Annotated in this window: 20 protein-coding genes; 13 read left to right on the top strand and 7 right to left on the bottom strand. The window is 64.1% G+C overall.

Annotated elements, in window-relative coordinates:
• Positions 1 to 57 precede the first annotated feature (57 nt).
• The 4 genes from KTAU_RS20545 to KTAU_RS20530 all read left to right on the top strand — a co-directional run bounded on the left by KTAU_RS20545 (position 58) and on the right by KTAU_RS20530 (position 5,225).
• The gene (locus KTAU_RS20545; RefSeq protein WP_151730106.1) at positions 58 to 2,301 is read left to right on the top strand and encodes a serine/threonine-protein kinase; all 2,244 of its coding nucleotides are present in this window, start codon (positions 58 to 60) and stop codon (positions 2,299 to 2,301) included.
• Positions 2,302 to 2,450: 149 nt separating this feature from the next.
• On the top strand, positions 2,451 to 3,824 hold the full coding sequence (locus KTAU_RS20540) for a serine/threonine-protein kinase (protein WP_170293463.1): 1,374 nt from the start codon (positions 2,451 to 2,453) through the stop codon (positions 3,822 to 3,824).
• Between the two features lie 236 nt (positions 3,825 to 4,060).
• Positions 4,061 to 4,546 (top strand): winged helix-turn-helix transcriptional regulator, encoded by a 486-nt coding sequence (locus KTAU_RS22275; protein WP_151730104.1) that lies wholly within the window; start codon positions 4,061 to 4,063, stop codon positions 4,544 to 4,546.
• 175 nt (positions 4,547 to 4,721) lie between these two features.
• Complete coding sequence (locus tag KTAU_RS20530; RefSeq protein WP_151730103.1) at positions 4,722 to 5,225, top strand: HIT family protein; 504 nt, start codon at positions 4,722 to 4,724, stop codon at positions 5,223 to 5,225.
• 65 nt (positions 5,226 to 5,290) lie between these two features.
• Here the strand turns inward: KTAU_RS20530 and KTAU_RS22245 are convergent, their stop codons facing one another.
• Together KTAU_RS22245 and KTAU_RS20525 are read right to left on the bottom strand one after the other, a co-directional pair.
• Positions 5,291 to 5,422: a hypothetical protein gene (locus KTAU_RS22245; RefSeq protein ID WP_265576363.1), complete on the bottom strand. Its 132-nt coding sequence runs from the start codon at positions 5,420 to 5,422 to the stop codon at positions 5,291 to 5,293.
• A 1-nt stretch (position 5,423) separates the two neighbouring features.
• Positions 5,424 to 7,175 carry a WD40 repeat domain-containing serine/threonine protein kinase gene (locus KTAU_RS20525; RefSeq protein ID WP_170293462.1) on the bottom strand — a complete coding sequence of 584 codons (1,752 nt, stop codon included), beginning with the start codon at positions 7,173 to 7,175 and terminating at the stop codon, positions 5,424 to 5,426.
• A 410-nt stretch (positions 7,176 to 7,585) separates the two neighbouring features.
• Between KTAU_RS20525 and KTAU_RS20520 the strand changes: the two genes are divergently transcribed.
• Positions 7,586 to 11,608, top strand: a complete 4,023-nt coding sequence (locus KTAU_RS20520; RefSeq protein ID WP_151730101.1) for an Eco57I restriction-modification methylase domain-containing protein — start codon at positions 7,586 to 7,588, stop codon at positions 11,606 to 11,608.
• Between the two features lie 29 nt (positions 11,609 to 11,637).
• Here the strand turns inward: KTAU_RS20520 and KTAU_RS20515 are convergent, their stop codons facing one another.
• Entirely contained in the window at positions 11,638 to 11,874 is a 237-nt protein-coding gene (locus KTAU_RS20515) for a helix-turn-helix domain-containing protein (protein ID WP_228026569.1), read from the bottom strand.
• A gap of 578 nt (positions 11,875 to 12,452) precedes the next feature.
• Here KTAU_RS20515 and KTAU_RS20510 point away from each other — a divergent pair.
• The gene (locus KTAU_RS20510; protein WP_151730099.1) at positions 12,453 to 13,190 is read left to right on the top strand and encodes a hypothetical protein; all 738 of its coding nucleotides are present in this window, start codon (positions 12,453 to 12,455) and stop codon (positions 13,188 to 13,190) included.
• A gap of 419 nt (positions 13,191 to 13,609) precedes the next feature.
• Here the strand turns inward: KTAU_RS20510 and hemH are convergent, their stop codons facing one another.
• From hemH to KTAU_RS20490, 4 genes are all read right to left on the bottom strand, one after another.
• Positions 13,610 to 14,587: a ferrochelatase gene (hemH, locus tag KTAU_RS20505; RefSeq protein ID WP_151730098.1), complete on the bottom strand. Its 978-nt coding sequence runs from the start codon at positions 14,585 to 14,587 to the stop codon at positions 13,610 to 13,612.
• A gap of 218 nt (positions 14,588 to 14,805) precedes the next feature.
• A complete protein-coding gene (gene hemE, locus KTAU_RS20500; RefSeq protein WP_151730097.1) occupies positions 14,806 to 15,909 on the bottom strand; it encodes a uroporphyrinogen decarboxylase in 1,104 nt (367 codons plus the stop codon).
• A 180-nt stretch (positions 15,910 to 16,089) separates the two neighbouring features.
• Complete coding sequence (locus KTAU_RS20495; RefSeq protein ID WP_170293460.1) at positions 16,090 to 16,878, bottom strand: class I SAM-dependent methyltransferase; 789 nt, start codon at positions 16,876 to 16,878, stop codon at positions 16,090 to 16,092.
• 31 nt (positions 16,879 to 16,909) lie between these two features.
• The gene (locus KTAU_RS20490) at positions 16,910 to 18,049 is read right to left on the bottom strand and encodes a dipeptidase (RefSeq protein ID WP_151730095.1); all 1,140 of its coding nucleotides are present in this window, start codon (positions 18,047 to 18,049) and stop codon (positions 16,910 to 16,912) included.
• 417 nt (positions 18,050 to 18,466) lie between these two features.
• Between KTAU_RS20490 and KTAU_RS20485 the strand changes: the two genes are divergently transcribed.
• The 7 genes from KTAU_RS20485 to KTAU_RS20455 all read left to right on the top strand — a co-directional run bounded on the left by KTAU_RS20485 (position 18,467) and on the right by KTAU_RS20455 (position 24,434).
• Positions 18,467 to 19,402 carry a metal ABC transporter solute-binding protein, Zn/Mn family gene (locus KTAU_RS20485; protein WP_151730094.1) on the top strand — a complete coding sequence of 312 codons (936 nt, stop codon included), beginning with the start codon at positions 18,467 to 18,469 and terminating at the stop codon, positions 19,400 to 19,402.
• A 198-nt stretch (positions 19,403 to 19,600) separates the two neighbouring features.
• Positions 19,601 to 20,467, top strand: a complete 867-nt coding sequence (locus KTAU_RS20480) for a metal ABC transporter ATP-binding protein (protein WP_228026565.1) — start codon at positions 19,601 to 19,603, stop codon at positions 20,465 to 20,467.
• Between the two features lie 39 nt (positions 20,468 to 20,506).
• Positions 20,507 to 21,379, top strand: coding sequence for a metal ABC transporter permease (locus KTAU_RS20475; RefSeq protein WP_151730093.1), 873 nt, complete (start codon positions 20,507 to 20,509; stop codon positions 21,377 to 21,379).
• 38 nt (positions 21,380 to 21,417) lie between these two features.
• On the top strand, positions 21,418 to 22,308 hold the full coding sequence (locus KTAU_RS20470; RefSeq protein ID WP_151730092.1) for a metal ABC transporter permease: 891 nt from the start codon (positions 21,418 to 21,420) through the stop codon (positions 22,306 to 22,308).
• 85 nt (positions 22,309 to 22,393) lie between these two features.
• Positions 22,394 to 22,759, top strand: a complete 366-nt coding sequence (locus KTAU_RS20465) for a translation initiation factor (protein ID WP_151730091.1) — start codon at positions 22,394 to 22,396, stop codon at positions 22,757 to 22,759.
• Between the two features lie 338 nt (positions 22,760 to 23,097).
• Positions 23,098 to 23,547 (top strand): hypothetical protein, encoded by a 450-nt coding sequence (locus tag KTAU_RS20460; RefSeq protein WP_151730090.1) that lies wholly within the window; start codon positions 23,098 to 23,100, stop codon positions 23,545 to 23,547.
• A gap of 233 nt (positions 23,548 to 23,780) precedes the next feature.
• The gene (locus KTAU_RS20455; protein WP_151730089.1) at positions 23,781 to 24,434 is read left to right on the top strand and encodes a translin family protein; all 654 of its coding nucleotides are present in this window, start codon (positions 23,781 to 23,783) and stop codon (positions 24,432 to 24,434) included.
• Positions 24,435 to 24,522: the final 88 nt, after the last annotated feature.

Genomic DNA, 24,522 nt, shown 5'->3' with positions numbered 1-24,522 from the left:
GCGCCAGCGAGGGTATCAGCGTAGGCAGCGTAGGAGAGAGGAAAGGAGAGGCCAGCGATGCAGGATCTGACAGGAGCAGAGTTTGAGGGCTATCGGTTGTTGGGCCTGCTCGGTAGGGGCAGCCTGGGCCAGGTCTATCTGGCTCGCAGGACGAGTGAGGAGGCCGAGGGGAGAGCCTCGCCGCCGCTGGCCCTCAAGACGCTCAACAGCCTCTCGCTCAGCGAGGCGGCGCTGCCGGCCTGGCTCGCCGCCCTGCGGGCTTTGAGCCAGCTGCACCATGAGCAGCTGCTGCCACTGTTGGATTACGGCTACGACGGCGCGCGGCGGCTGCCCTTTGTGGTTATGCCCTATGTCACCGCCGGCTCTCTGCGCGCGCGCCATCCTCACGGCTCACGCCTGCCCCTGCTTACGGTGGTGCACTACGCGACGCAGCTCGCCTCGGCGCTGCAGGCTGCCCACGAGGCCGGCTGGCTGCATGCTAATCTGAAGCCGGAGAACGTGCTGCTCGCCGACGATGAGCGGCTCTTGCTGAGTGAGGTGGGCCTCTGGCCACTACGGCAGCGTTTTACCAGGGAGACCGCTGCCTCGCGCGCGGGCGAGCTGACGGCCTCTCCCTATCAGGCTCCCGAGCAGCAGGCTGGTCAGCCTGTGGCGGCCAGTGATCAGTATGCCCTGGCGGCTCTTTGCTACGAGTGGCTGACGGGCGCTCCACCGCGGCGCCTGGAGGAGAGCGGAGCGCTTCAGCCACTGCGGGCAAGCGCGCCGGAGCTGAGTACGGCGGTTGAGCAGGTGCTGATGCAGGCTCTGGAGGCTGACCCTGCTCAGCGCTTCCCTTCCGTGCAGGCTTTTGCCGCGGCCCTCAGCGGGGCGGCCTCGGCGCTGGAGGTGGCCGTGCCCAATGAGCGCGAGCTGGTCCAGGTCTGGGTTCAGGAGGGCAACGAGCACGCGCGCTACGGCAGATGGCAGGAGGCGCTGACTGCCTTCAGCGAAGCCCTGCGTCTCGATCCGCGCAACGTCTACGCCTACAATCGGCGCGGTCAGATCTACGCTGAGCTGGGACGCACTGAGGAGGCTCTGGCCGATTTCAATACCGCTATCCGTCTGGCGCCCGGCGATCCGACGGCTTACCATCATCGCGGCTTCCTGGCGCTGCAACAAGACCGGCTGGAGCAGGCGCTGGAGGACTATACGACGGTACTGCGCCTGGAGCCGGGACGGGCGGTGAGCTATAACAATCGCGGGCGCATCTATCTGGAGCTGGGCCGTCCCAGCGAGGCCCTGGCCGATCTCAATGAGGCCATCCGCCTCGATCCCAGCTATGCCCCAGCCTACTTTAACCGTGGCAACGCTTACGAGGAGCTGGGAGAGCCAGAGCGGGCCATCGCCGACTATACGGAAGCGCTGCGCCTCGATCCGTCGCATGCTCCGGCCTATTTCCATCGCGGTGCGCTCTACCAACAACAGGGCGATCTTGAGCGGGCGCTGGCTGATCTGAACGAGGCTATCCACCTCGACCCCAGCGATGCCGCCGCCTATCTGGCTCGCGGCGAGATCTATGCGGCCCTGGGCCAGGCTGATAAGGCGCTGGCCGATTTCGAGCAGGCCCTGCGCTTTGATCCCCACAATGCCGAGGCCTATCTGCAGCGCGGCCTGCTACGGCGGCGCCAGGGAGAGGAGGCGCAGGCCCTGGCCGATCTGAGCGAGGCGCTTCGTCTGGCGCCGACCGCTCCTCTGGCCTATCGCGAGCGCGCCAGCCTGTATGAGGAGTGGGGCGACTTTGATCGGGCGCTGGCCGATCTTGATGAGGCCATCCGCCTGGCTCCCGCTGAGGCCCTCAGCTATGTCCAGCGCGGCAATCTGCGCCGGCAACGGGGGGAGATCGCGGAGGCCCTGGCCGATTTCGAGCAGGCCCTGCGCCTCGATCCCGCTCTGGTCGTGGCTTACCTCTATCGGGCCGTGCTCTACGCAGAGCTGGGCGAGCTGGAGCCAGCGCTGGCCGATCTCGATGAGGCCATCCGCCTGGCCCCCGAGACTGCCGAGGCCCACTATTACCGCGGTCTGCTCTACGCCGATCTGGGCCAGCTCCAGGAGGCCATCGCCGACCTGAGTGAGGCCATTCGCCTCCGTCCCGATGATGCCGCCTTCTATCGGGAACGGGCCCGCTTCTACGAATTACAGGGGAGACCTCAGTACGCCCTGGCCGATTTGGAACGCGCCCGACGCTCTGCGCCGGAGGACGAGGAGATCTGGCAGGCCCTGCAGCGGGTGCGCCGGCTCTTGCGCTCCTCAGATGAGGGCTGAGCCTCCTGCCGCTATGTGTCCTGACTCGTCTGGTATAGGATCATATCTCCTGGTGATGGTGGAAGACTGCGGATCAGCGCCGCCTGGCGCATTCGATGATTCATGCGTTGGTTACAAGCCGCATTGAAGTCCTGGAAAGGAGCAGCTCAATGCTTCTGGATCTCTCTGGCCAGCGCCTCGATCGCTACCATCTGCTCCGCCTCCTCGGTTCCGGCTCCTTCGGCCAGGTCTACCTGGCCGAAGATCACAGCCAGACCCCGCCCGCTCAGGTGGCCCTCAAGCTCCTGACCTCCTTCCGGCTCAACGCTCAGGACCTGCAGGCTTTCCTCAACGAGGCCCGCACTTCCCTGCGCCTGCGCCATCCCCACATCGTCCCCCTGCTCGACCTCGGCCTCGATCCTCAGCGCTCCCTCCCCTTCCTCGTCATGGCCTACGCTCCCGGCGGCTCCCTCCGCCTGCGCCATCCCCGCGGCTCCCGCCTGCCTCTGTCCACCGTCCTCACCTATGTCGCGCAGATCACTTCTGCTCTCCAATATGCCCACGACGCCGGCATCATCCACCGCGACCTCAAGCCCGATAATCTCCTGCTCGACGCCCACGACCGCCTCCTGCTCAGCGACTTCGGTATCGCTCTGCTGGCTTCCAGCTTTGCCACCTCCCTCTCCAGCACTACCGGGGTCGCCGGCACCCCTACCTACATGGCCCCCGAGCAGTTCCTGGGCCACCCACAGCGCGCCAGCGATCAGTACGCTCTCGCCGTCATCATCTATGAGTGGCTCTGTGGAGAACCGCCCTTCCGCGGTACCTTTGTCGAGTTGGCCGGTCAGCATCTGCAGGCAGCGCCCCCACCTCTGCGCCCACGCGCGCCCGAGGTTGATCCTGCTGTGGAGCAGGTGCTCTTGCACGCTCTGGCCAAACAGCCTGACGAACGCTTCCCTTCTGTCACAGCCTTCACTGCCGCTCTGCTGCGGGCTGTCGGCACCAGCCTCTCGACCACGCTCGACGCTCACCAGCAAAGCCTGGCTCTCCTTCAGCAGGCAGAGCAATCCCTTGTCCAGGGCAACCGACAGCAAGCCCTCGCCATCTACAACGAGGCCATCCGCCTCAATCCCAGCAGCGCCGTCGCGTATAACAACCGCGGCACCCTGCGCCCGCATTTCAAGCAACTCCAGGAGGCCCTCGCCGATTTCAGCGAGGCCATCCGCCTCAAGCCTGACCTGGCCGCTGCCTACTTCAACCGCGGCCTCCTCTCCTCGCTGCTCGGCCACTACGAGCAGGCCATTGCCGATTTCAATGCCGCTCTCCGCCTCAAGCCCCAGTGGGCCGGCGCTTACTACTACCGCGCCCTTCTGCAGGCGCAGCTCGGCCAGCTTCAGCAAGCGCGCTCTGATTATGAACAGGCCAGCCATCTCGACCCCGAGTTCGCCGAGGCTTTCTACAGCAGCTTCTTCGAGCAGCTGCTCAGGCAACGGACACAGGCTTTGCCGCAGATGCTTCCCTGGCAACTCGTCGGGCCGGAATAACTGGGAGAGTCGGCTCCGCTGGAGCAGTCCGCGCCCCCCAGAGCGGCCCACCCACGCTCCTTCAGTTGCTACTCAGCAGCCCGGCCTTGCCTCAGCAGGAAGACAATGTTATACTGTTAGGTGCGGAGAGTATGACCTTTGTGACGCTGGATCGCCGCCAGAGTGCCGACAGCAAGAAGATGAGGCTGCCCACTGCGAGCTGGCCGGCGAGAAGAGTAAAAACGTATACGAGAAGCATGGCCAAACCACACGAGTCGGCGCCCTCAGCGTCGTCCTCAACCTCTTCACGATCTCAGCAACAGCAGCAACAGCAGCAGAAGCAGAGTAGCCGGCTCTGCCCCCGCTACGAGCACGCAATGCAGATCCTCGGCAAGCGCTGGACTGGCCTGCTGATTGCTTCGTTGCTTGACGGCCCGCGCCGCTTCTGCGAGCTGACCGCCACCGTCGGCGGCCTCTCGGACCGCGTGCTCTCCGAACGCCTGCGCGAGTTGGAGCAGGAGGGCCTCGTTGAGCGCGTCGTCTATCCGCAGATTCCGGTGCGCGTTGAATACCAGCTGACAGAGAAGGGCCGCGCGCTGCAGCCGGTGATCGATGCCATCCACGCCTGGGCCGAGCAGTGGATCGAGTTGCCGTGTCCCACATCTTCGTCCGCGCCTGCAGCGGCGGAGACGGCGGCAACCTCTGCCTGCGGCGAGGGGGAGCACTGCGAGGGCAATGCCTGACCTCGCCCCGCTCGCGCCCACCCCATGACTTGAGCTCCCGACAGATAGATTGACCTTCCTCTTTTCCTCCTGCTATACTCGTCTTCGCCCAGGCAAGCCGGTGCAACTCATGTGCCGCCTGCACTGCCCTTGCCCTGCTCTTTCTTATCCCGATTCAGCAAGGAGATCTGCGCGCATGGAAAATTTATGGGCTCCCTGGCGCATGGCCTATATCACGCCCAAGGACCAACAGGCGAAGTCCGATGAGTGCATCTTTTGTAGCAAGCCCGCCGCCCACGACGACGCTCGCAACCATATCGTCTACCGCGGCGAGCGCTGCTTTATGATGCTCAATCTCTATCCGTACAATAACGGCCACTTGATGATCGCTCCTTACCGCCACGTGCCCAGCATCACGGAGCTGGAGGCGGAGACGCTCGGCGAGCTGATGGCTCAGGCACAGCTGGCTCTGCGCGCGCTGCGCAAGCTGATGGCCCCCGATGGCTTCAATCTGGGGATCAATGAGGGGAAGGTGGCCGGCGCCGGCTTCGCCGAACATATGCATTTGCATGTGGTGCCGCGCTGGCTCGGCGATACGAATTTTATGCCAGTGATCGCCGATGTGAAGGTGATCCCGGAACATCTCGATAATGTCTATCGCCAGCTTAAGGAGACGATCGAGACGCTGCTGCACAGTTGAGCCTGGGGGGAACGATGGCCGTGTCGGGAGCGACTGGCATGCGGTGGAAGACGAGCGACACGAGATCAGTGGGCAGCGACAACAATACGGCCCTGGCGCTCGCTGCTCCAGGGCATCAAAGGCCGCTTGAGAGGAATGCCATTGGTATACGCTTCGGCAAGCCAGGTAAAGCGCCCAGGCCTACGCAGTCCCGCCACCCTACGGGGCGCTCCACACCTGCACCGTCCCATCACGAGACCCCGAGGCCAGCCGCTTCCCATCCGGCGCCCATGCCACCGCTGTCACCACGTCGCTATGCCCCCGATACGTCAGCAGCCGCTTCCCTGTGTCCGCCTCCCACACCTGCACCGTCCCATCTTCACCCCCCGAGGCCAGTCGCTTCCCATCCGGCGCCCACGCCACTGACCATACACCATTGCTATGCCCCTCATACGTCAGCAGTTGCTTCCCCGTGTCCGCCTCCCATACCTGCACCGTCTCATCATCAGACCCCGAGGCCAGCCGCCTCCCATCCAGCGCCCACGCCACTGACCATACAATATCGCTATGCTCTTGATACGTCAGCAGTTGCTTCCCCGTGTCCGCCTCCCACACCTGCACTGTCTCATCAGTAGACCCCGAGGCCAGTCGCTTCCCATCCGGCGCCCACGCCACCGCGTTCACCCACTCGCTATGCTCTTGATACGTCAGCAGTTGCTTCCCCGTGTCCGCCTCCCACACCTGCACCGTCCCATCTTCACCCCCCGAAGCCAGCCGCCTCCCATCCGGCGCCCACGCCACTGACAGTACTATACCGCTATGCTCTTGATACGTCAGCAGTTGCTTCCCCGTGTCCGCCTCCCACACCCGCACCGTCCCATCAGCAGACCCCGAGGCCAGTCGCTTCCCATCCGGCGCCCACGCCACCGCGTTCACCCACCCACTATGCTCCCGATACGTCAGCAAGGTCTGCCCAGGAGAAAAGCTCTCCTGCTCCGACCAGCTCCTCCAGGCCAGCCAGCTCAGCCCTCCCACCAGCGGTAGGCTCACCCCCGCCAGCAGCCAGCGCCGCGCGATCTTCCTGCCCCCCATGCTCGGAACCCCCGGCCCTACCGGCTCCGTCTGCTCGACCATCGCGATCACCCTTCTCTTTTCCTCCCTCCTCACCGCCTCCTCCAGCGCCTCCGCCCACTCCTTCACCGTCCCATATCGCTGCTCCGGCTCCCTCGCCAGCGCCTTCCTCACCACCTCCTCCAGCTCCTCTCCTACCTCGACCCCCCGCTCCCGCAAGCCCGGCGGCTCCCGCCCCACCTTCTGCGCCAGCACTTCCTTCCAGCTCCCCCGAAACGGCGGCTCCCCACTCAGCCACTCGTACACACATACCCCCAGCGCATACTGATCGCTCTTCGGCCCTACCCTCCCCTCCACCTGCTCCGGCGCCAGATAGGGCACCGTCCCCACCAGCTCCTCTCTCGTCGTCCCCCGCGTACTCTGCACCAGCAGCGCCACCCCAAAGTCGCCCAGCAGCACCTCGCCTTGCTCCCCCACCAGCATGTTCTCCGGCTTCACATCCCGATGCACTACCTTCCTCTCATGCGCATACTGTAAGGCCTCTGCCACCTGCTTCACATACGCCACCACTTGCCCCAGCTCCACCCACGTCCCCCGCGGATGCCGCTGGCGTAGCGTTCCCCCCGGCGCATAGTCCAGCACCAGAAATGGCCGTCCCTCCTCAAAGCCAAACTCGAGCAGCCTCACAATGTGCGGGTGCCTCAGCTCTGCAATCAACTGCGCCTCCCGCTTGAATTGCTCCACCTCCTCCCATCTCTCCAGGCTGCCCCGGATCAGCTTCACTGCCGCCACGGTACCCAGGTACACATGACGGCCCAGATACACCTCCGCAAAGCCCCCCCGCCCCACCAGCTGCACCAGTTCGTAGTTGCCCAATCGCCGGCCTGGCCATCCGGCCATCTCGGCTCTCCTTTCTCTCGAATAAACAACCCGTCTGCTCGTCTGCCTCTGCCCCGCCGTTGCTCGCCGGCTGTGGCGGTGACACCAGGAGCCAGGATCGGCTCCCATCGCTACCGCTTTTATAGATGATCATCTCTTCCCTGTCAAGGAAGGTTTCCTCGCGCATTGCGAGATGTGCCTATGGGAGATGAGTTCTCCTCTGGAAGAAGCCCGAGAGCGCTCTGCCCCCGGAGCAGCGCTGACAACTGCTCCAGGTCCGCTGGTCCCGTTGCGCGAGCGCCACCAGACGGCGCCGGCTTCTTGCCTCCGCGCTTCTGTTGTGCTATAGTAACGTACTAAGCTGTAAGCCTGCGCTGGTCGGCGTTGCGGCCTCTCCGTCGCCAGTTCTGAGCAAGAGGGGGTCTGGTCAGGTGCCCGAGACAAGGCAGTTGCCGCTGATCGCTCGCCATAATAATCAACGCCTCTTTTCCGACTATTTCCTCGATGAGGTGCTTCCTACTCAGTCCGAGTGGCAGGCGCTGATCCCCAGGGCCCAGCGCGTGCAGGAGGAGCTGCGCCGCCTCTACGAGCGCTTCCGCCCTTTGCAGAAGACGGCCAATGAGGCTCAGACGGAACATGAGTGGATTCAGCCGGTGCTGGAGACGCTGGGCCACGTCTTTACGGTGCAGCCGTCGCTGCAGGTGCCCGGCGGCACGCAGAAACCCGATTATGTCTTCTTCGCTTCGGAGGCGGAGCGCGTGGCCTGCCAGGGCCTCCCTCTCGATGAACATGCCTCCGAGCGCGGGGCGCTGGCCGTCGGCGATGCCAAGCATTGGGACCGCCCCCTCGATCAGATGGCCCGCTCAGCTTCAGAGGCTTTCTCGAATAAAAATCCTTCCTGGCAGATCTTCTTTTATTTGCTCCACAGCGGCCTGAGTTGGGGGCTGCTGACCAATGGCCGCAAGTGGCGACTCTATCACCGCTCAACCGCCCACAAGCTGGATGTCTTCTACGAGGTCGATCTGCCCGAGCTGCTGGAGAACGCCGACCCTGCGCAGTTCCTCTATTTCTATGCCTTCTTCCGACCCGCGGCTTTCCATCCCGCCGATCCGCTCTCGTTGGATCGCTTGCTGACGGCCAGCGGCGAGTCAGTCCAGCGCGTGCGCGAGAATCTGCGCGAGCAGGTCTACGATGCGCTGCGCCTGATCGCTCAGGGCCTCTTCCAGTTCCCGCGCAATGAGCTGGCTCCTACCCCAGAGAATCGCCGCCTGGTCTATGAGCATGCGCTGATCCTGCTCTATCGCCTGCTCTTTCTGTTCTATGCGGAGGCCCGCCAGTTGCTGCCGATGGAGAGCGGGACGATCTATAGTAAGCGCTTCAGCCTGCGGAAGCTGGCAGAGCAGGTTTCGCGCTTGCTGCAGGAGAAGACGGCGCTACCAAACGTGGCCCTGGTCTGGGCCCATTTGAGGACGCTCTTCGAGAGCCTGCATGCGGGCAATCGCTTGATGGGGGTCAGTGTCTTCGATGGCGGCCTCTTTGATCCGCAGAAGGCGCCGTTCCTGGAGCAGTTTGCGGTCGGCGATGAGGCCCTCTGTCAGGCCCTGGAGCTGCTGGCCTATGCGCCCGATCCGCACGATCGCAGCCGCAAGGTGCCGATCGATTACCGCGATCTGTCGGAGCGCCACCTGGGGACGATCTATGAGGGGCTGCTGGAGTATACGCTCTATGTGGCGGAGGAGCCGATGGCCGAGCTGCAGGCGACGAGCGAGGTGGTGCCGCTCTCTCAGGTTAATGGCCGCGCCGTCGCCCGCCGCTATGAGCCGGGCGAGGTCTATCTGGTGACCGATAGCGGCCAGCGGAAGCTGACGGGCAGCTACTATACGCCGGATTTTGTGGTCAAGTATATGGTGGAGCGCACGCTGCAGCCGGTCCTCGCTGAGGCGCTGCGCGGGGCACGCTCGCAGGAGGAGCGCATTGCGCGGGTGCTGGGGATCAATGTGCTTGATCCGGCGATGGGCAGCGGCCACTTTCTGGTGGAGGCGCTGGAGTTTCTGGCGCGCTCGCTGGTGGAGCTGGGGGCTGTGCCAGAGGAGAGGACGGGCGAGACGGATGTGGTCTATTGGAAGCGGCGCGTGGTGCAGCAGTGCCTCTATGGGGTGGATGCCAATCCGTTGGCGGTGGAGCTGGCGAAGCTGTCGCTCTGGCTGGCGACGGCGGCCCGCGAGTATCCGCTGAGCTTTCTGGATCACCATCTGCGCCCGGGCAATGCGCTGGTGGGGTCGTGGCTGGCCGAGGCGGCGGCGGGACGCCATCCGCTGGCCGGACGCTCGACGACGGCGGCGGAGACAGGGCCTGGCTCCAATGGGCGCCGGGGCCGCGCTCGCGCTGGCAATGCCCGGGGCGCGTCGGCTCCGACGGCGCAGGGGCGGGCACGCGCGGACGGCGGCGATGGGACGGGATCGAATGGGGAGGTGCCGGAGGAGACGCCGGCACCGCTGCAGTTGGTGCTGCTGGAAGATGCGACCTTCCGCGACGATCTGGGGGCGGCCCTGCAGTGGGTGAGCGAGATCGAGGGGACGGAAGGGCGCTCGCTGGCCGAGGTGCGCCGCCAGGAGGAGGCTTACGCGCGCTTGCATAGCCATTTTACGGCGAAGTATCAGGGGGTGCTGGATCTGGCGACGGCCCTCTTCTATGGGGTGGAGGTCGAAGAAGGCTGGTGGGGCTGGGTGACGGCCTACGCGGTGGGGAAGCCGGAGGCCTCCCTCTATGAGCGGCAGGCTCTGCGCTTGCTGGATGCGGCGGAGGCCCTGCGCCGACAGCGCCTCTTCTTCCATTGGGAGCTGGAGTTTCCCGAGGTCTTTTTCTCCCCCGATGGTCGCCCGCTCGGCGAACGGGCCGGCTTTGATGTGGTGATCGGCAATCCGCCCTATGTGCGCCAGGAGAAGCTGGCCGAGGATAAGCCGTTCTTTCAGGAGCATTACGCCGTCTACCACGGGCAGGCCGATCTCTTTGTCTATTTCTTTGAGCAGGGCCTGCGCCTGCTGCGCCCGGGGGGCCGCCTGGCTTATATCAGTAGCAATAGCTGGCTGCGGGCCAATTATGCGACGGCCCTGCGCCATCTCCTGCGGACGCAGATGACGGTCGAGGAGCTGATCGATCTGGGCAATACGCGCATCTTCGCCGATGCCCCGGACCTCAGCCCGGCCATCCAGATCGTGCGCAAGGCGCCGCCGACGCCGGACAGCCAGGCCCAGGTGGCGGTCTTCTCGCGCAGCGAGGGGATCAGGGACTTCGCCCGCCGCCTGGAGGAGCGGCGCTTTGCGGTGACGATCGGCGATCAGCCCGATAGCGGCTGGCAACTGCGCAGCGATGCCTCGCGCCGCCTCTTCGGGCGCCTGCTGGCCCAGGGGCGCCCGCTCAAGGAGGTGGTGGCCGGACGTATCTACTATGGTATTAAGACGGGGCTGAACGAGGCTTTCATTGTGGATACGGCGACGCGCGAGCGCCTGCTGCAGGCCGACCCGGACAGCGCGGCCCTCCTCAAGCCGCTGGTGCGCGGCGAGGATCTGCGCCCCTGGTATCAGGAGGATGAGGGCCGCTGGCTGATCTGCCTCCCCAGTGGCTGGACGCGCGCGACCTTCCCCAGGGCCGAGGAGGGCGAGGCTGTGGCCTGGCAGGAGTTTGCCGGACGCTATCCGCACCTGGCCGCCCACCTGGAGCCGTTTGCTGAGGCCGCCCGGAAACGACACGATAAAGGTCAATTCTGGTGGGAGCTGCGCCCCTGCGATTACTATGATGCGTTCGAGACCACGAAAATCTTCTGGCCTGACATCTGCCGGCAACCACGCTTTAGCTGGGGAGAAGCGGGACTCTACACCACTAACACAGGCTATTTTATTCCTTCAGACAGATATGATCTTTTGGGTATCCTTAATTCGCGCTTTATCTGGTTCATTATCATAAATACCTCGCAACCTCTGGCAGAGCGCCGTGGCGCCCTGCTGTACCGCCTCTTCACCCAATACATGGAGCATCTGCCCATTCCCGAGCTGAGCGAGGAGCAGCGGCAGAGAATCGGCACCCTGGCCCGCCAGCTCACCGAGGTCGCGCGGCGGCGCTATAGCCTGCGGCGCCGCACCACTCAGCGCATCATCAGGGACCTGGGCGCCGGCCAGCAGAAGCTGAGCGAGCGCCTCAGCGAGTGGTGGACGCTCTCGTTCGACGCCTTCCGCGAAGAGCTGCGCCGCAGCTTCAAGCGCGACATCCCCCTCAAAGAGCGCGACGACTGGGAGGCCCTGCTCTCCGAGCGTCGCCAGGAGATCGAACAGCTCACCGCCGAGATCGTCCGCCTGGAAACGGCCCTCAACCAGGCCGTCTACGACCTCTTCGCCCTCGACGAGACAGAGCGCACCCTGATCGATGAGGAAACCGCCTACCGCTACGGCGAGTGGTGAGAAAAGCTGGTCAGATGACCAGGCAGCCTTCAAGCATCTTGTTTCTCGCGAGTGCTGCCGTTGCCTTTTTCCTTCGGGCCTCTGCTGCGACGGCTACGCGGTTGCCAAATCTGCCGCTGTGTCTCAATGTAGTGATCCAGGTCTTTCTTCGTAAAGCGATACTCTTGGGCGCCTACAGGCACCACAGGAATAAGGCCCTTCTTTACCCAATCGCGGATGGTGCGCACACTCACACGCATGTAATCGGCAGCCTCTTTTGCAGTCATTAACCCTTCGCACATGTGTGTGACCCTCTATCTCTTGAGACAGTAAGAATGCGGGCTGAGAAAGTCCCTCGTATCCACGGGTGATTTTACAGGCAATGCAGAGAGCCTCTCATCATGACAGGCAGACAGCGTGTGTTCCGAAATAATACAGGGAACCCTCAGCTCAAGCCCCAGGATTGGGGCATCTTCTCCCTTACCATATCCCTTCTCATAGCTAGCTAAGGCCCTGTTCGTCCCTTATGGACCCCGTGACTACATGCACGGACATGCATTATCATTCCGCTCTCTGCACTCTTGTGCACTCTCTATATCTCACTAAGTATAGGCCACGAAGCCGCTTTAAAACAAGCGTTACCGTTTGCTTGCCTATTCCTTTCTAATCATTTCTCTTCATTCCTAGTTATCCCTAAGCATTGCAAAAATCTCAAAGATGTTCTATACTAAGAGCTGGAACTGGAAACAGTGAGCAGCCCGCAAGGGGCGGCGAGTGACAGGCGAGGCAAGGCGAGGCGAAGCAAGCCGGGCCAGGCCAGGCCAGGTCGAGAGAAGGAGAAGAAGAGAAAGGAGAAGCTATAGAGATGGGAAGTGAAGTCGCAGAGCTGCGCAAGCGGCTGGAAGATGAGTACATCGCCGGGCGGCGGGCGCTCTACGCGCCGGCGAGCGGCTGGTCGAAGCATGCCTTCATCGAGGCGCGGATGCGCAACATGGAGCGTTGTCACCAGCGGCTCTGCGAACTGGTGGGGCCGGAGCAGGCGCTGAAGCTCGTCTTTGAGGTCTTTGAGCGCGGCGAGAGCCTGCTACCGGAGCGGGCAGCCAGTCAGAGTCAGGGAGCAGCGCCGGCGGAGGCGTTGTCAGTGACAGAGGTAGCTCCGTCCTGGACGGAGGCCGGCCTCCTGGAGCAGGAGCAGGCTGGTACCGGGTTGGTGGTGAGCGACGGCGCCGGTGGAGATACGGAGCCGCTGCCGGCGCTGCAGGCGAGCGGCGCCTCCGGCGAGGATGAGCCGGAAGGGTCGAAGACGCTCTGGCTGCTGGCCAGCAGCGCCGGAGCCACCTCGGACCTGCTCTATCTCTTCTATGCCACCGATGAAGAAGAGGCGCAGGCCCTGGCCCAGGAGTGGCTGCGCCAGTTAGCTCCGTGGGTCAAATTGCGGGCCTTGCAGCCTTTGCCCACGGGCCTGACCCTCGTTCATGGCCACTATCGCGGCCTCATCCATGTCCGTCCCGACGGCAGCCTGGTCGAGGGCCAGTATTTCCTGGCGGCGGAGAGCATGGCCAGTCAGGAGAGCGAGCCAGCGGGTCAGGCCGCCAGCTCCTAGCAGATTGTTCATTCCTTTCCTTTTCGATTCCGCGGGTGATCTCGTCCCTGGACCTCTCTATCCCTTGAGCAGGGGGGCGATGGGAAGCGGCTACGCACCAGCCGTCTCATCCCATCGCCCTTCCTGCCCTCTCTCAGCGGCCCATCATCAGCAGATGCTGCTCCCCGCCAGCCACGCGGATCTCCGCCCTATCAGCACAGCAAGGGCGAGCCGCCAGAGGAGGCGGGGCTGCAAACGCCAGCAACGAGCCTCTGGGCGCTTGAACGACAAGACAGCCAGCCGGAGCCGGGTCAAGCCGGAGCGCCACGCCAGCAAAGCGTCAGGCCAGCCGGCCAGCAATCAGGCCAGCCCGACGCAGTCGCCCAGCCTGGTCCCGATCCGACGACCCGGCGCAGCCAGAACAGCCACACCGACTCGACTCAGCCCACCCGAGACGTCGAGGGCCGCTCAGCCAGCGCCGCCTGCAATGTCTCCTCTACCACCGACGCCAGCGCCGCAATAAAGTGTGGCTCTACATTCAGAGACTCGATACGCGCAAACTGCAGCCCGGCCTGCTCAGCCTGCTCCCGCGCCCCCACATCGATATCGTAGAGGATCTCCAGATGATCGGCCAGAAACTGCACCGGCGCCATCAAAACATGCGTATGGCCCGCCGCCTTCAGCTCCGGCATCACATCGGCAAAATCCGGCTTCAGCCACTCCTCCGGCGTATGGCCGGCGCTCTGGTAGCAGAAGAGCCAGCGCTCCGCAGGCAGTCCCACCCGCTCGGCCACCGCCGCCGCCGTCTCCTTGAGGGCCGCAATGTAGCCCGGCTCCCCATCCACCACGCGCTTCGGCATACTATGGGCCGTAAAGAGCACCGGCACCCGCGCCCGCACCTCCGGCGGGAAGCGATCCAGCGCCTGGCGCACCCGCCCCGCCAGCGCCTCGATAAAATCGGGCTGCAGATGCCAGTCCTCAGCCACCTTCACCAGCAGATCGGAGCGCCCCAGGCGCGCCGCCGCCTCTGTGAGCGCCTTAATATAGCCCCCCATGATAATCGGCGAATACTGCGGCGACATAATCAGGCCGATCAGCGCCTGAGCCTCTGCCGCCGCCTCGGGCACCACCTCGGCCACAAACGGCGGCGAGAAGCGCATCCCCGCCACCACCTGGAAGCGCGGCCCCGCCGGATGACGCCGATTCAGCTCCTCCTCCAGGGCCGCCGCCTGCTGCTGCGTAATGCGAATCAGCGGCGAGCCCCCGATCAGCTCGTAGCGGCGCCGAAACTCCTCAACCAGCTCCGGCTCGGGCCTGCGCCCTCCACGCACATTCGTCATATAGGTCTCAACATCATCGAGAGTGGCCGGCGAACCATAGGTCATCAAGACCACGCCGACACGCTTGACGCTCTCCATCGCAGTCTATCCCTCACTCTTCTCTTGAGATCAGTCTCAGCTCTCTCATCACCCAGTGCCGGCCCCAGACAGTCAGGAGCCTTGAGCGTCCACTGGCCGCAGCGCTCACTCACCTGCCAACTGCCGACCGCGAAACCAGGAGCGTGGCCAGTGGGAAGTGAGCCGCTGCACGTCTGCCCCCAGGCAGCAGCGTCCGGGTCGGCCAGGTCAGGTCGTCGTCAGCGGCGACGCGTCTCCTCATGCACGAAATCGACGAGCCGGCGCAGTACAGAGGGATCGGCCTCCGCCGGCACACCATGCCCCAGATTAAAAATGTGACCAGGCCGGCCAGCGGCCCGACGCAGCACGTCGCGCGCCCCCTCTTCAAGAATCTCCCAGGGCGCCAGGAGCAGCACCGGATCAAGATTGCCCTGGATACCACGCTCGTAGCCAATGCGCTCCCAGGCCGCATCAAGATTGACCCGCCAGTCCACGCTGATCACATCGCCCCCCGCCTCGGCCAGCAGCTCCAAGAGCGCGGCGTTGCCCGTCCCGAAATGAATGCTCGGCGTCCCCGTCTCCCTGACCGCCGCAAAGATGCGCTGGCTGTACGGGAGCACATAGCGTCGATAGGCCTCTGGCCCAAGCGCGCCCACCCAGCTATCGAAGAGCTGAACCGCCGTCACCCCGGCGCGGATCTGCCCGAGCAGGTAGCGTGTCACCACCTCGGTCAGCTTCTCCATCAAGGCATGCCAGAGAGCCGGCTGCCCATACATCACCGCCTTGGCCTGGGTATAGTCGCGCGACGGGCGCCCCTCGATCAAATAACAGGCCAGCGTAAAGGGCGCTCCCGAGAAGCCGATCACCGCCTTCTTCCCCTCCAGCTCGCGCCGCACCAGGCGCACCGCCTCCAGGACAAAGGGCGTGGCCTCCTCCGGCTCGCGCACCTGCAGGGCCGCCACATCGCTCAGCGTCCGAATCGGATGATGAATAATGGGGCCAATCTCCGGCTGGATCTCCAGCGAGACCCCCATGCCCTCCATCGGCAGCATAATGTCGGCATAGAGGACCGCCGCATCAACCCCGAGCTGCTCGACCGGCATCAGCGTCACCTGGGCACATAGCTCGGGCGTCTTGGCCATCGTGAGGATATCGTAGCGCTTGCGCAGCTCACGGTACTCGGCGAGGCAGCGCCCGGCCTGACGCATAAACCAGACCGGGGTCGCGTCCGGCTGCTCTCTGCGACAGGCCGCCAGGAAGCGAGCCAGCCCCGTCGAGGCCGCCGGCCCCGCTGCCGGCCCCGCGCCTTCCACCTGCGAGTAATGCTCTTGTTCGGTCTGCATAGAACGCTATCCTGAAAAAAGGAGTCCTTTCTTGTGAGGATGAGGCGAGGAGGTCCTTGCCTCTGCGCCATGTCATATGATAGCGTGGAAGGCAGGGCGGTGGCAAATTTTGCAAAAATCTCTACCGCTTTCTACCAGATTGTGAGATTTTTGTAACTCCTCCCTCTGGAGAAAGGCAGCTCAGCCCGCGGAGTCGCAGGGGCGGCCCCAGGTGATCGTAGCGACCACCTCGAAGCTCAGCACACCATCCCGCGCAAAGGGCGTCAGCAGCTCCCGCATCTCCCGCTCAAAGTCAGCCCGCTGCTCGCTATCCAGCCCCGCCAGTGAACTGTAGGCATACTGAGCAGCAATATGATCCTCGATCGTCTGCTGCATCAACAGCGGGGCCGTCTGGCGCTCGCCAAGCAGACGAAATAGCCCGTGCTGCTCCATCTCAGCCACCAGAGGCCGCTCCGGCCTGGACGGCTGACTGGCGAAACGCCGGCGGATCTGCTGATACTCCTGCTGCCAGGGCAAAGACTGCCGCACATTGAGAATAGCCAGCAGGCCCCGCGGCGTCAGCACCCGCGCCAGACGAGGCAGGACCTGGCCCCAATCCATCCAATGGAGGCACATGCCCGCCGTCACCAGCGCATAGGGCGGCCTCAAAGTCACATCTTCCGCCCGCCCATGAATCCAGTGAATCGTCGGCGCAGTGCCGCCCGGCAACTCTCTGGCCCGCTCCAACATCGCCAGCGAGACATCGACCGCATCGACGCGCTCCACCGTGGCCAGGGCTGCCAGCGGGCGAGCGATATTCCCAATGCCGCAGCCCAGATCAAGCACCACGCGCGGCTCATCCACCATCAACTCGTTGAGGATGACAAAGGTCTCCGGCGGATAAGGAGGGCGCAAATGGTAGTACCTGACCAGGCCCCAATCTTGAAAGCGCCTCAGACGCTCTTCATCTGGCACGAACGGATGACCCATCAAAGTCTCTCCTGTATCAGATCCATCAGCATTACCCTTTATCAGCGGGCTGCAACTGAGGATCAGCAGCCCGTGGCAAGACGCGCTCCAGCAAGCGCAGCCAGTTGCCGCCCATAATGCGCACAACATCCTCCTGGGCATAGCCAGCCGCCGCCAGGGCCTCCGCCAGGCGAGGAAAATCGGCCACCGTCTCCAGCTCCTCCGGCGTCTCATCGCGCCCAAAGCCACCATCGAGATCGCTGCCGATCCCCACATGGTTGGCACTGCCCGTCAACTGACAGACATGATCGATATGCTCCACCACGCGGCGCAGCGAGACCGCAAAAGGCTGGCTGCGCTTCCAGTGCGCGTAGAGGAACGGATTGATCGGCGCAATGCCAATGACGCCGCCGCGCTCCGCAATAGCGCGAATCATGGCATCGCTGAGATGGCGCGGGCTATCGACCAAAGCGCGGCAGTTGCTATGGCTGGCAATGACCGTCCCGCCAAAATGCTCCAGGGCCTGCCAGAAGCTCTCTTCGGCCAGATGGCTGGTATCGAGCACCAGCCCGACGCGCTGCATGTGGTGCAAGAGGCGGCGCCCTTCCGGCGTCAAAGGGCCAGGACGCCCATTGCCGCCGCAGTAGCGCGAGCCATGCGCCCAGGCCAGACCCAACACACGCAGACCCGCCGCAAACCAGTCCTCCGCCTCCTCGGGCCGGCGCACCGCATCGGCCCCCTCCATCAACGGCACAATACCAAAGGGACGCTGCGGATCAGCCCCATTACTCTGCGACCAGGCCCCAATGAAGCGCTCCAGATCCTCCTGAGTGAGCAGCAACCAGACACCGGCCTCCTGCGCTAGCCGGCGATAGTAGTCCAGTTGCTCACGCGCCACCCGCCAGGCTCCATCTGGATCACGATAGCTCTGGGTGAGCCGATAGCGCGGATTGACGCCTTTACCCACCCCCACCAGGGGATAGGCGAAGAGGGTACCGAAGACAATAGCGACGCCGCCACGACGCAGCTCCGGCAAGCCCACCATGCAGATGCCCCCCTGGGCATCCTCGCGACAGTAATCGGGGTGCTCGCGTGCCTCCAGCGCCCGCGTCTCGGCCACCGACCGCCGCAGATCACGCCCCCACTCCAGAGCATTGTAGGCAATGTCTTGATGCGCATCAACAATGAACATGACTCGCTTTCGCTTCCTCTCCAATGTAGCAACCTGGCCGAGCAGTCCAGCCCCTGCGCGCCTCTCGCCAGACAGACCCCCGCTCCCCCGTCAGGAGCAGCGCCCAGGGCAGGGCCGGGCCGGACAGGACAGGATCGCTCTCGGCCACGGCCTCATGATACGCTACACCAGCCGGCGCTGTCGAGAAGCAAGCCTGGCCCCCAGCAGAGCAAGGCCGCCCTGGCGCTGGCACTGGCGCTGGCGCAGCAGCTCTCGCCCACCTGCTCCGCCGCCTCTCCCGCCACAGCGCCCGCTTGTTGAGACATTATCTCATTGACAGCGATCTCTTCATTGTGGTATGCTCCTCAGTAAGAGAGATACTGTATCAATAACGCCGCAAGCTCGCCGAGGGCTTGTGGTGAGGGAGGAGCGAGCGGCATGCATCAGACCAGAAGCCGTGCGGCGCGCTTTCTGCTGGCCGTAGGACTATTTCTACTCATCAGCCTGTTGGGGAGCGCCTGCAGCGCAGGCACCCTCAGCGGCAGCAGCGGGGACAGCGCGGGCAAGCTCGCCGTCGTAGCGGCGGAGAACTTCTACGGGGATATTGCGCGCCAGCTTGGCGGTGATCATGTCACCGTCACCAGCATTCTCAGCGATCCCAATATCGACCCGCATGAATACGAAAGCAACGTTCAGAACGCCGTAGCCGTGGCACAGGCCAGGCTTGTCATTGCCAACGGTGGTGGCTACGACAGCTGGATTGATCACCTGCTGGCGGCAGCCCCTCAAGAGGGGCGCATCGTCCTCAAGGGGTACGAGCTGGCCCCTGTCAAGCTGGAGGACAACGAACACGTCTGGTACAGTCCTGCCGACATCGCCGCCATCGCGCGCGCCATCGGCCAGGCCCTGCAGAAACTTGACCCGGCCCACGCCAGCGCCTACCAGCACAACCTGCAGCAGTTCCTCAGCTCGCTAGAGCAGATCACCAACAAGCTCGCCGAGATCAAAGCGCGCTACGCTGGCACCCCAGTTGGGCTAACCGAAACCCTTTTTCTCTATCAGACCACCCTCATGGGGCTGAACGTGCTCACCCCCTTCGACTTCCAGAAAGCCATCGCCGAGGGCAACGATCCCCCGGCCAGCAGCGTGGCCGCTGTCGAGAACCAGATCCAGCAGCATCGCATCAAAGTTCTCATTTATAATGAGCAGACCGCCACAGCCATCACCGCGAAGCTGCGCAGCGAAGCCCTGGCCCATCAGATTCCAGTCATCCCAGTGAGCGAGACCATGCCGCCGGGCAAAACGTATCAGACATGGATGCTGGACCAGCTCAATGCCCTGGAGACAGCTCTGCAAAAGGCCCAGGCAGCTTGAGCGAGAGCGGCAGAAGAGACCGGACCTCAGCGAGCAAGTCAGCCTGAGCCGGGCCAGTCGAGGCGGCCTGGCTCAGGGCTGGCGCGCGGGGGCAAGCGAGCGAACAAGCAATCAAGTAAGCAAGCAGAGGATCAGACAAGGCAGTACAGTACAGTACGAACAGTACGCACAGCACAGGACAGAAAAGGAGCACGCACAGTGAGCACCAAGCACGACCAGCGCCTCAGTCCTCCCGGAGCGGCGCCTCAAGCTTCCTCCTTGGGGGGCCGGGGTCAGGAGGCCTCGCCAATCTCAGAGCCAGTCATCGAGCTAGAGGGAGTCAGCGTCTGCCTGGGAGGCCGGACCATCCTGCAGGAAGTCACATTCACCATCAACCCGGGCGAATTCATTGCCGTACTGGGACCAAACGGAGCCGGCAAGAGCACCCTCCTCAAGGTGCTGCTCGGGCTGATCCGGCCCAGCGCAGGCACTGTGCGCCTCTTTGGGCAGGCGCCGCGCCGCGGCAACCGGCTGATCGGCTATGCCCCCCAGCACCGCACGCTGGAGGGGGCCCTCAGTTTGCGCGCGCGCGATCTCGTCGGCTTCGGCCTCGATGGCCATCGCTGGGGACCGGGCTGGTTCCCCGCCGGCGGACGCCGGCGCCAGGCCATCATTGAGGCGGCCCTGGCCGAGGTCGATGCCCTGGCGCTGGCCGACATGCCCGTTGCCCACCTGTCGGGCGGCGAGCAGCAGCGCCTGCTCATCGCCCAGGCCCTGCTCAGTCAGCCGCGCCTGCTCCTGCTCGACGAACCGCTCTCCAACCTCGACCTCAGCCACGAGCAGGAGATCATCGCCCTCATCGCCCGGCTCTGTCGCACGCACGGCATGACCGTCTTGCTCGTCTCTCACGACGTCAATCCCCTGCTACCGGTCATCGACCGCGTCCTCTATCTGGCGCGCGGGCATGCCGCCATTGGCAAACCGGAGCAGGTCATTACCAGCGCCACCCTGAGCGCCCTCTACGGCGCCCCCGTCGAAGTCGTCGAGGCCCTGGGACGGCTCTTTGTCGTCGGCGTCGATATTTAATATGTAACCCAGAGGCTGGAAGAAAGGAGCGGAGGCGCCATGATCAGCCTGTTGAGTTATCCCTTTATCCAAAATGCTTTTCTGGCCGGGACCTGCATCGCCATCGTAGCCGCTGTCACCGGCTACTTCCTACTGCTGCGTGGCCTGACCTTTGCCGGTCATGCCCTGCCCAACATTGGCTTCGCGGGCGCCGCCGGCGCCGTCCTGCTCGGCCTTGACCCGCTCTTCGGCCTGCTAGCCTTCACCATCGGGGCCGCCATCGGCATTGGCCTTCTCGGGCGCAACCTGCGCGAGCGTGATCTGGCCATCGGCATCCTCATGACCTTCGCCCTCGCCCTGGGCCTGCTCTTCCTCTCTCTCTACAGCGGCTATGCCGAGCGCGTCTACAGCATCCTCTTCGGCACCATCCTCGGCATCAGCCGTCTCGACGTCCTGCTCAGTTTTGGCGTAAGCCTGCTGATCCTGGTCAGCATCCTGCTCCTCTTTCGACCCCTCCTCTTCAGCAGCTACGATCCCGAGGTCGCCGAGGCGCGTGGCGTCCCCGTGCGTCTGCTAGCCGTCGCCTTCCTCGTGCTGGTGGCCCTGACCATTGCCATCGCCGTTCAGATTGTCGGCGCCCTGCTCGTCTTCACCCTGCTTGTCGGGCCGGCGGCCACCGCCGGGCGACTGGCCCTGCGCCCGGGGGCGGTCATCCTGCTGGCTATCGCCCTGGGACTGCTCTACACCTGGCTGGGCATCCTGCTGGCCGTCCTCAGCGGCACCATTCCGGTCAGCTTCTTCATCGCCTTCCTCTCCTTCATTGTCTATCTCCCCGTGCGCCTCATCGCCCCGCGCTGGCAGCGACGGCCACAGCAGCCAGGCTTACTACCAGCCGCCGGCGCGGGCCTCTCACAGCAGGCCAGCGCGCGGTAAAGTAAAGCTCTATCGTCCAAGAGAGGAGCATCCGGAACATGAACATTAGCACGCTCTGGCAGCACGAATTTATCCAGAACGCCTTCCTCGCCGGCGGCTGCGTCGCCATTGCCGCCGCCCTGGTTGGCTATTTTGTCGTCCTTCGCGCCCAAACCTTCGCCGGTGAGGCCCTGACAGACATCGGCTTCACCGGGGCCACTGGGGCCGCCCTGCTTGGCCTCAGTCCCCTGCCCGGCATGGTGACCCTCAGCCTGCTGGCGGCCTTCATCATCGGCCTGCTCGGCGAGCGCCTGCGCGGACGCGACATCGAGATCGGTATGGTGCTCTCCTTCGCCCTGGGCCTGGGCGTCCTCTTTCTCAGCCTCTACGCCTCCAGCAGCGGTAGCCATGCCAGCGCCGGCATCGGCATTCTCTTCGGCTCCATCCTCAGCGTCAGTCGTGGAGATGTCTGGCTCAGCCTGGCCTGTGCCCTCGGTTGCAGCCTGGCCCTGCTCATCCTCTACCGACCGCTGCTCTTTGCCTCCATCGATCCCGAGGTTGCCGCGGCGCGTGGCGTCCCCGTACGTCTGCTCTCCGTCCTGTTCCTGTTGCTCCTCGCGCTGGCCACCGCCATCTCCGTCCTCGTCATCGGCGTCCTGCTCGTCTTTGCCCTCCTGGTCGCCCCAGCCGCCGCCGCCGCGCGCCTCAGTCCCTCGCCGGCCAGTGCTCTCCTGTTGGCCGTCCTTCTGGGCCTGGGCAGCACCTGGGGCGGACTGCTCATCGCCTTCCTGGGGCCTGGGCAGCACCTGCCCGCCAGCTTCTGCATCGCCACTCTGGCCACGCTCTGCTACGCTGGTGCCACCCTCATCGCCCACTGGCGTCAACGTCGCTCGCCACAGGTGCCGGCCCAGCCCGCTCACCCCTGCAAAGGACGACGCACCGCCGCCTGACCCTGACCGACGCAGCAGTACCGCCAGCCAGCCAGCCAGTCAGGAAAGAAGAGAAGAGAAGAGAAGAAAGGAAGCGAAGACAGCCATGCCAGATCGTCTCGTCTACAGCACCGATGGTGGACGCGTTACCCATTGTCCCGTCTGCCATCAGCCCTATCGCCATTGCCGTTGCGAGAGCGGAGGCCAGCCGGCCCCGACCAGCGCACCCGGCGGGGGAAGCGTTCGGGTCAGCCGCGAGCGCGCCCAGCGTGGCGGCAAAACGGTCACCGTGATCCGCGGCCTGCCTCTCAGCCAGACCGAACTGGAGGCGCTCGCCCGCAACCTCAAGCGTCTCTGCGGAGCGGGAGGCACCGTCAAAGAGGGGACCATTGAAATTCAGGGCGACCACTGCGATAAGATCCTGGCGCACCTGCAACAGCTCGGCTACCGCGCCAGGCGGGCCGGCGGCTAAGCTCCCCGCCCCCGTCCCGCACGGGGAGAGCATTCCCAGAGCATTCCCAGCTCACGGCCTCTCTCCCTCCCCGTATCGCCAGCCCGCCGGTCCGCCAGCCAGCCAGCCAGGACTGGCGTCAAAAGACCAGGCAGTGCTTCACCCTTCCAGAGAGCAGTGTGTCTGAGTGAGCGAGTTCCGTTTTTGGCTACGTCTGAGAGAAAAAGAGAGTAAGCAAGGCGGCCTGTGCCAGAAGACAGAGACAGCAGAGAGCAGACAGCCAGGCCGCCGCGCCCAAGGACGCCAGAGCGCGCCATTGCCGAACGAGTATGCTGCAAAGAGGAAGGGGAAGCGCAACCATGAACATTCACGAACAGCTGGAGAGTTTGCTGGCTAACCTAGGAGTGACTATGGAACAGCAGCAACCGGAGCCTTACGAAGAGCACGAAGGAGCGGAGAACGAGGTGCCCGAAGTCTCCATCTTCCAGGCATCGCGCGATCACTATGGCGTCTTCTACCGCCTGGACATCATCGAGCACGAGCCGCAGCTGCGCATCACCATCCCCGTCGAATACGGGGCCTTGAAGATGGAAGTCTATCTGGTGCGCCTGAGCGAGCGGACGGGCATCAACACCTGGTTCCGCAGCCTTGCCAGCTACCGTGGCAGCGCTCCCTTTGAGCGCAACCGCGAGGCCAGCCTGCAGCACCTCCTCTATGCCGTAGCCGAGATCATGAAGCAACTCTTCTGGGCCGGCGACCTGGACCAGATGCGATTTCCACCGGAGATCGAGGTAACGCGCCTGGTCTAGCCCAGCTGCTCCCTCAAGGCGGGCAGTCCGCGCCCGCCCTCCCCGGTCCAGAGCAGAGAAGCGCAGAGAGAGAGCGAGCGCCGTAGCCTGAGACAGCAAAAAATCCCACTCGTCCCGCCTTTGTTGCCAGGCGAGTGGGATTTTTTGCTGTCTGCAACCCTAAGAAGATGCCAGGCATATTGATCTATGGTACACTGGCAATATTCGAAAAGAGGTCAGCAAAGGGACACGCCATGATCGAGAACCTTGAGAGCCTTGGTCAGGAAGCGCTCGACTATCTCAACCAGAAAAACACCGCGCGTGAGCAAGCGCTGCCGCGTGCACGCACCTTGATCCGCTATTGCGCCAACAGCATTCGAGCGGCCCACCGGCGGGACTTCACCGCTGCCGAGGAGCTACTTGCCAGGGCAGCGGAGCTGCTTGCCCAGATCGGGGCAGACTTGCGTGAGCAGCCAGATGTCTTCTACGCCGGCTTCGTGCAGGACGCCCAGAAAGAATATGCCGAGGCGGCAGCCTTTCTGGCCCTGGTCCAGGGGAGAGCCTTGCCCCACCCGCAGAGCCTTCATATCGATTGGGCGCCCTATCTCAATGGCCTGGGGGAGGCCGTCGGCGAGCTGCGGCGCTACGTCCTCGACCGCCTGCGCCACGGCTGGCTCGCCGAATGCGAGCAGCTCCTGCAGCACATGGACGACATCTACGCCCTGCTCATCACCATTGACTTCCCCGATGCCATCACCGGTGGCCTGCGCCGTACCACCGACACAGCACGTGCAATCTTAGAGAAGACACGCGGCGACCTCACCGTCGCCGTGCGACAGGCGCAGCTTGAGGGAAAGATCAGCGAGCTACTGGCCGCGCTCAACGAGAAAGGCGCGGCACCTTCGTGATGTGCTGATTGGCTGGCAGGTTGTATACTAACAGTGACGAAGGCGTTACCAGCTCAGCTTACAGGCTGCGTTCCAGCCTATAGCAAGC

This window comes from Thermogemmatispora aurantia (genome assembly GCF_008974285.1).
In the GTDB taxonomy this organism is placed as follows: Bacteria; Chloroflexota; Ktedonobacteria; order Ktedonobacterales; family Ktedonobacteraceae; genus Thermogemmatispora; species Thermogemmatispora aurantia.
Note: the sequence above shows the minus strand (reverse complement) of the source record. Positions and strands in the feature narration are given on the sequence as shown.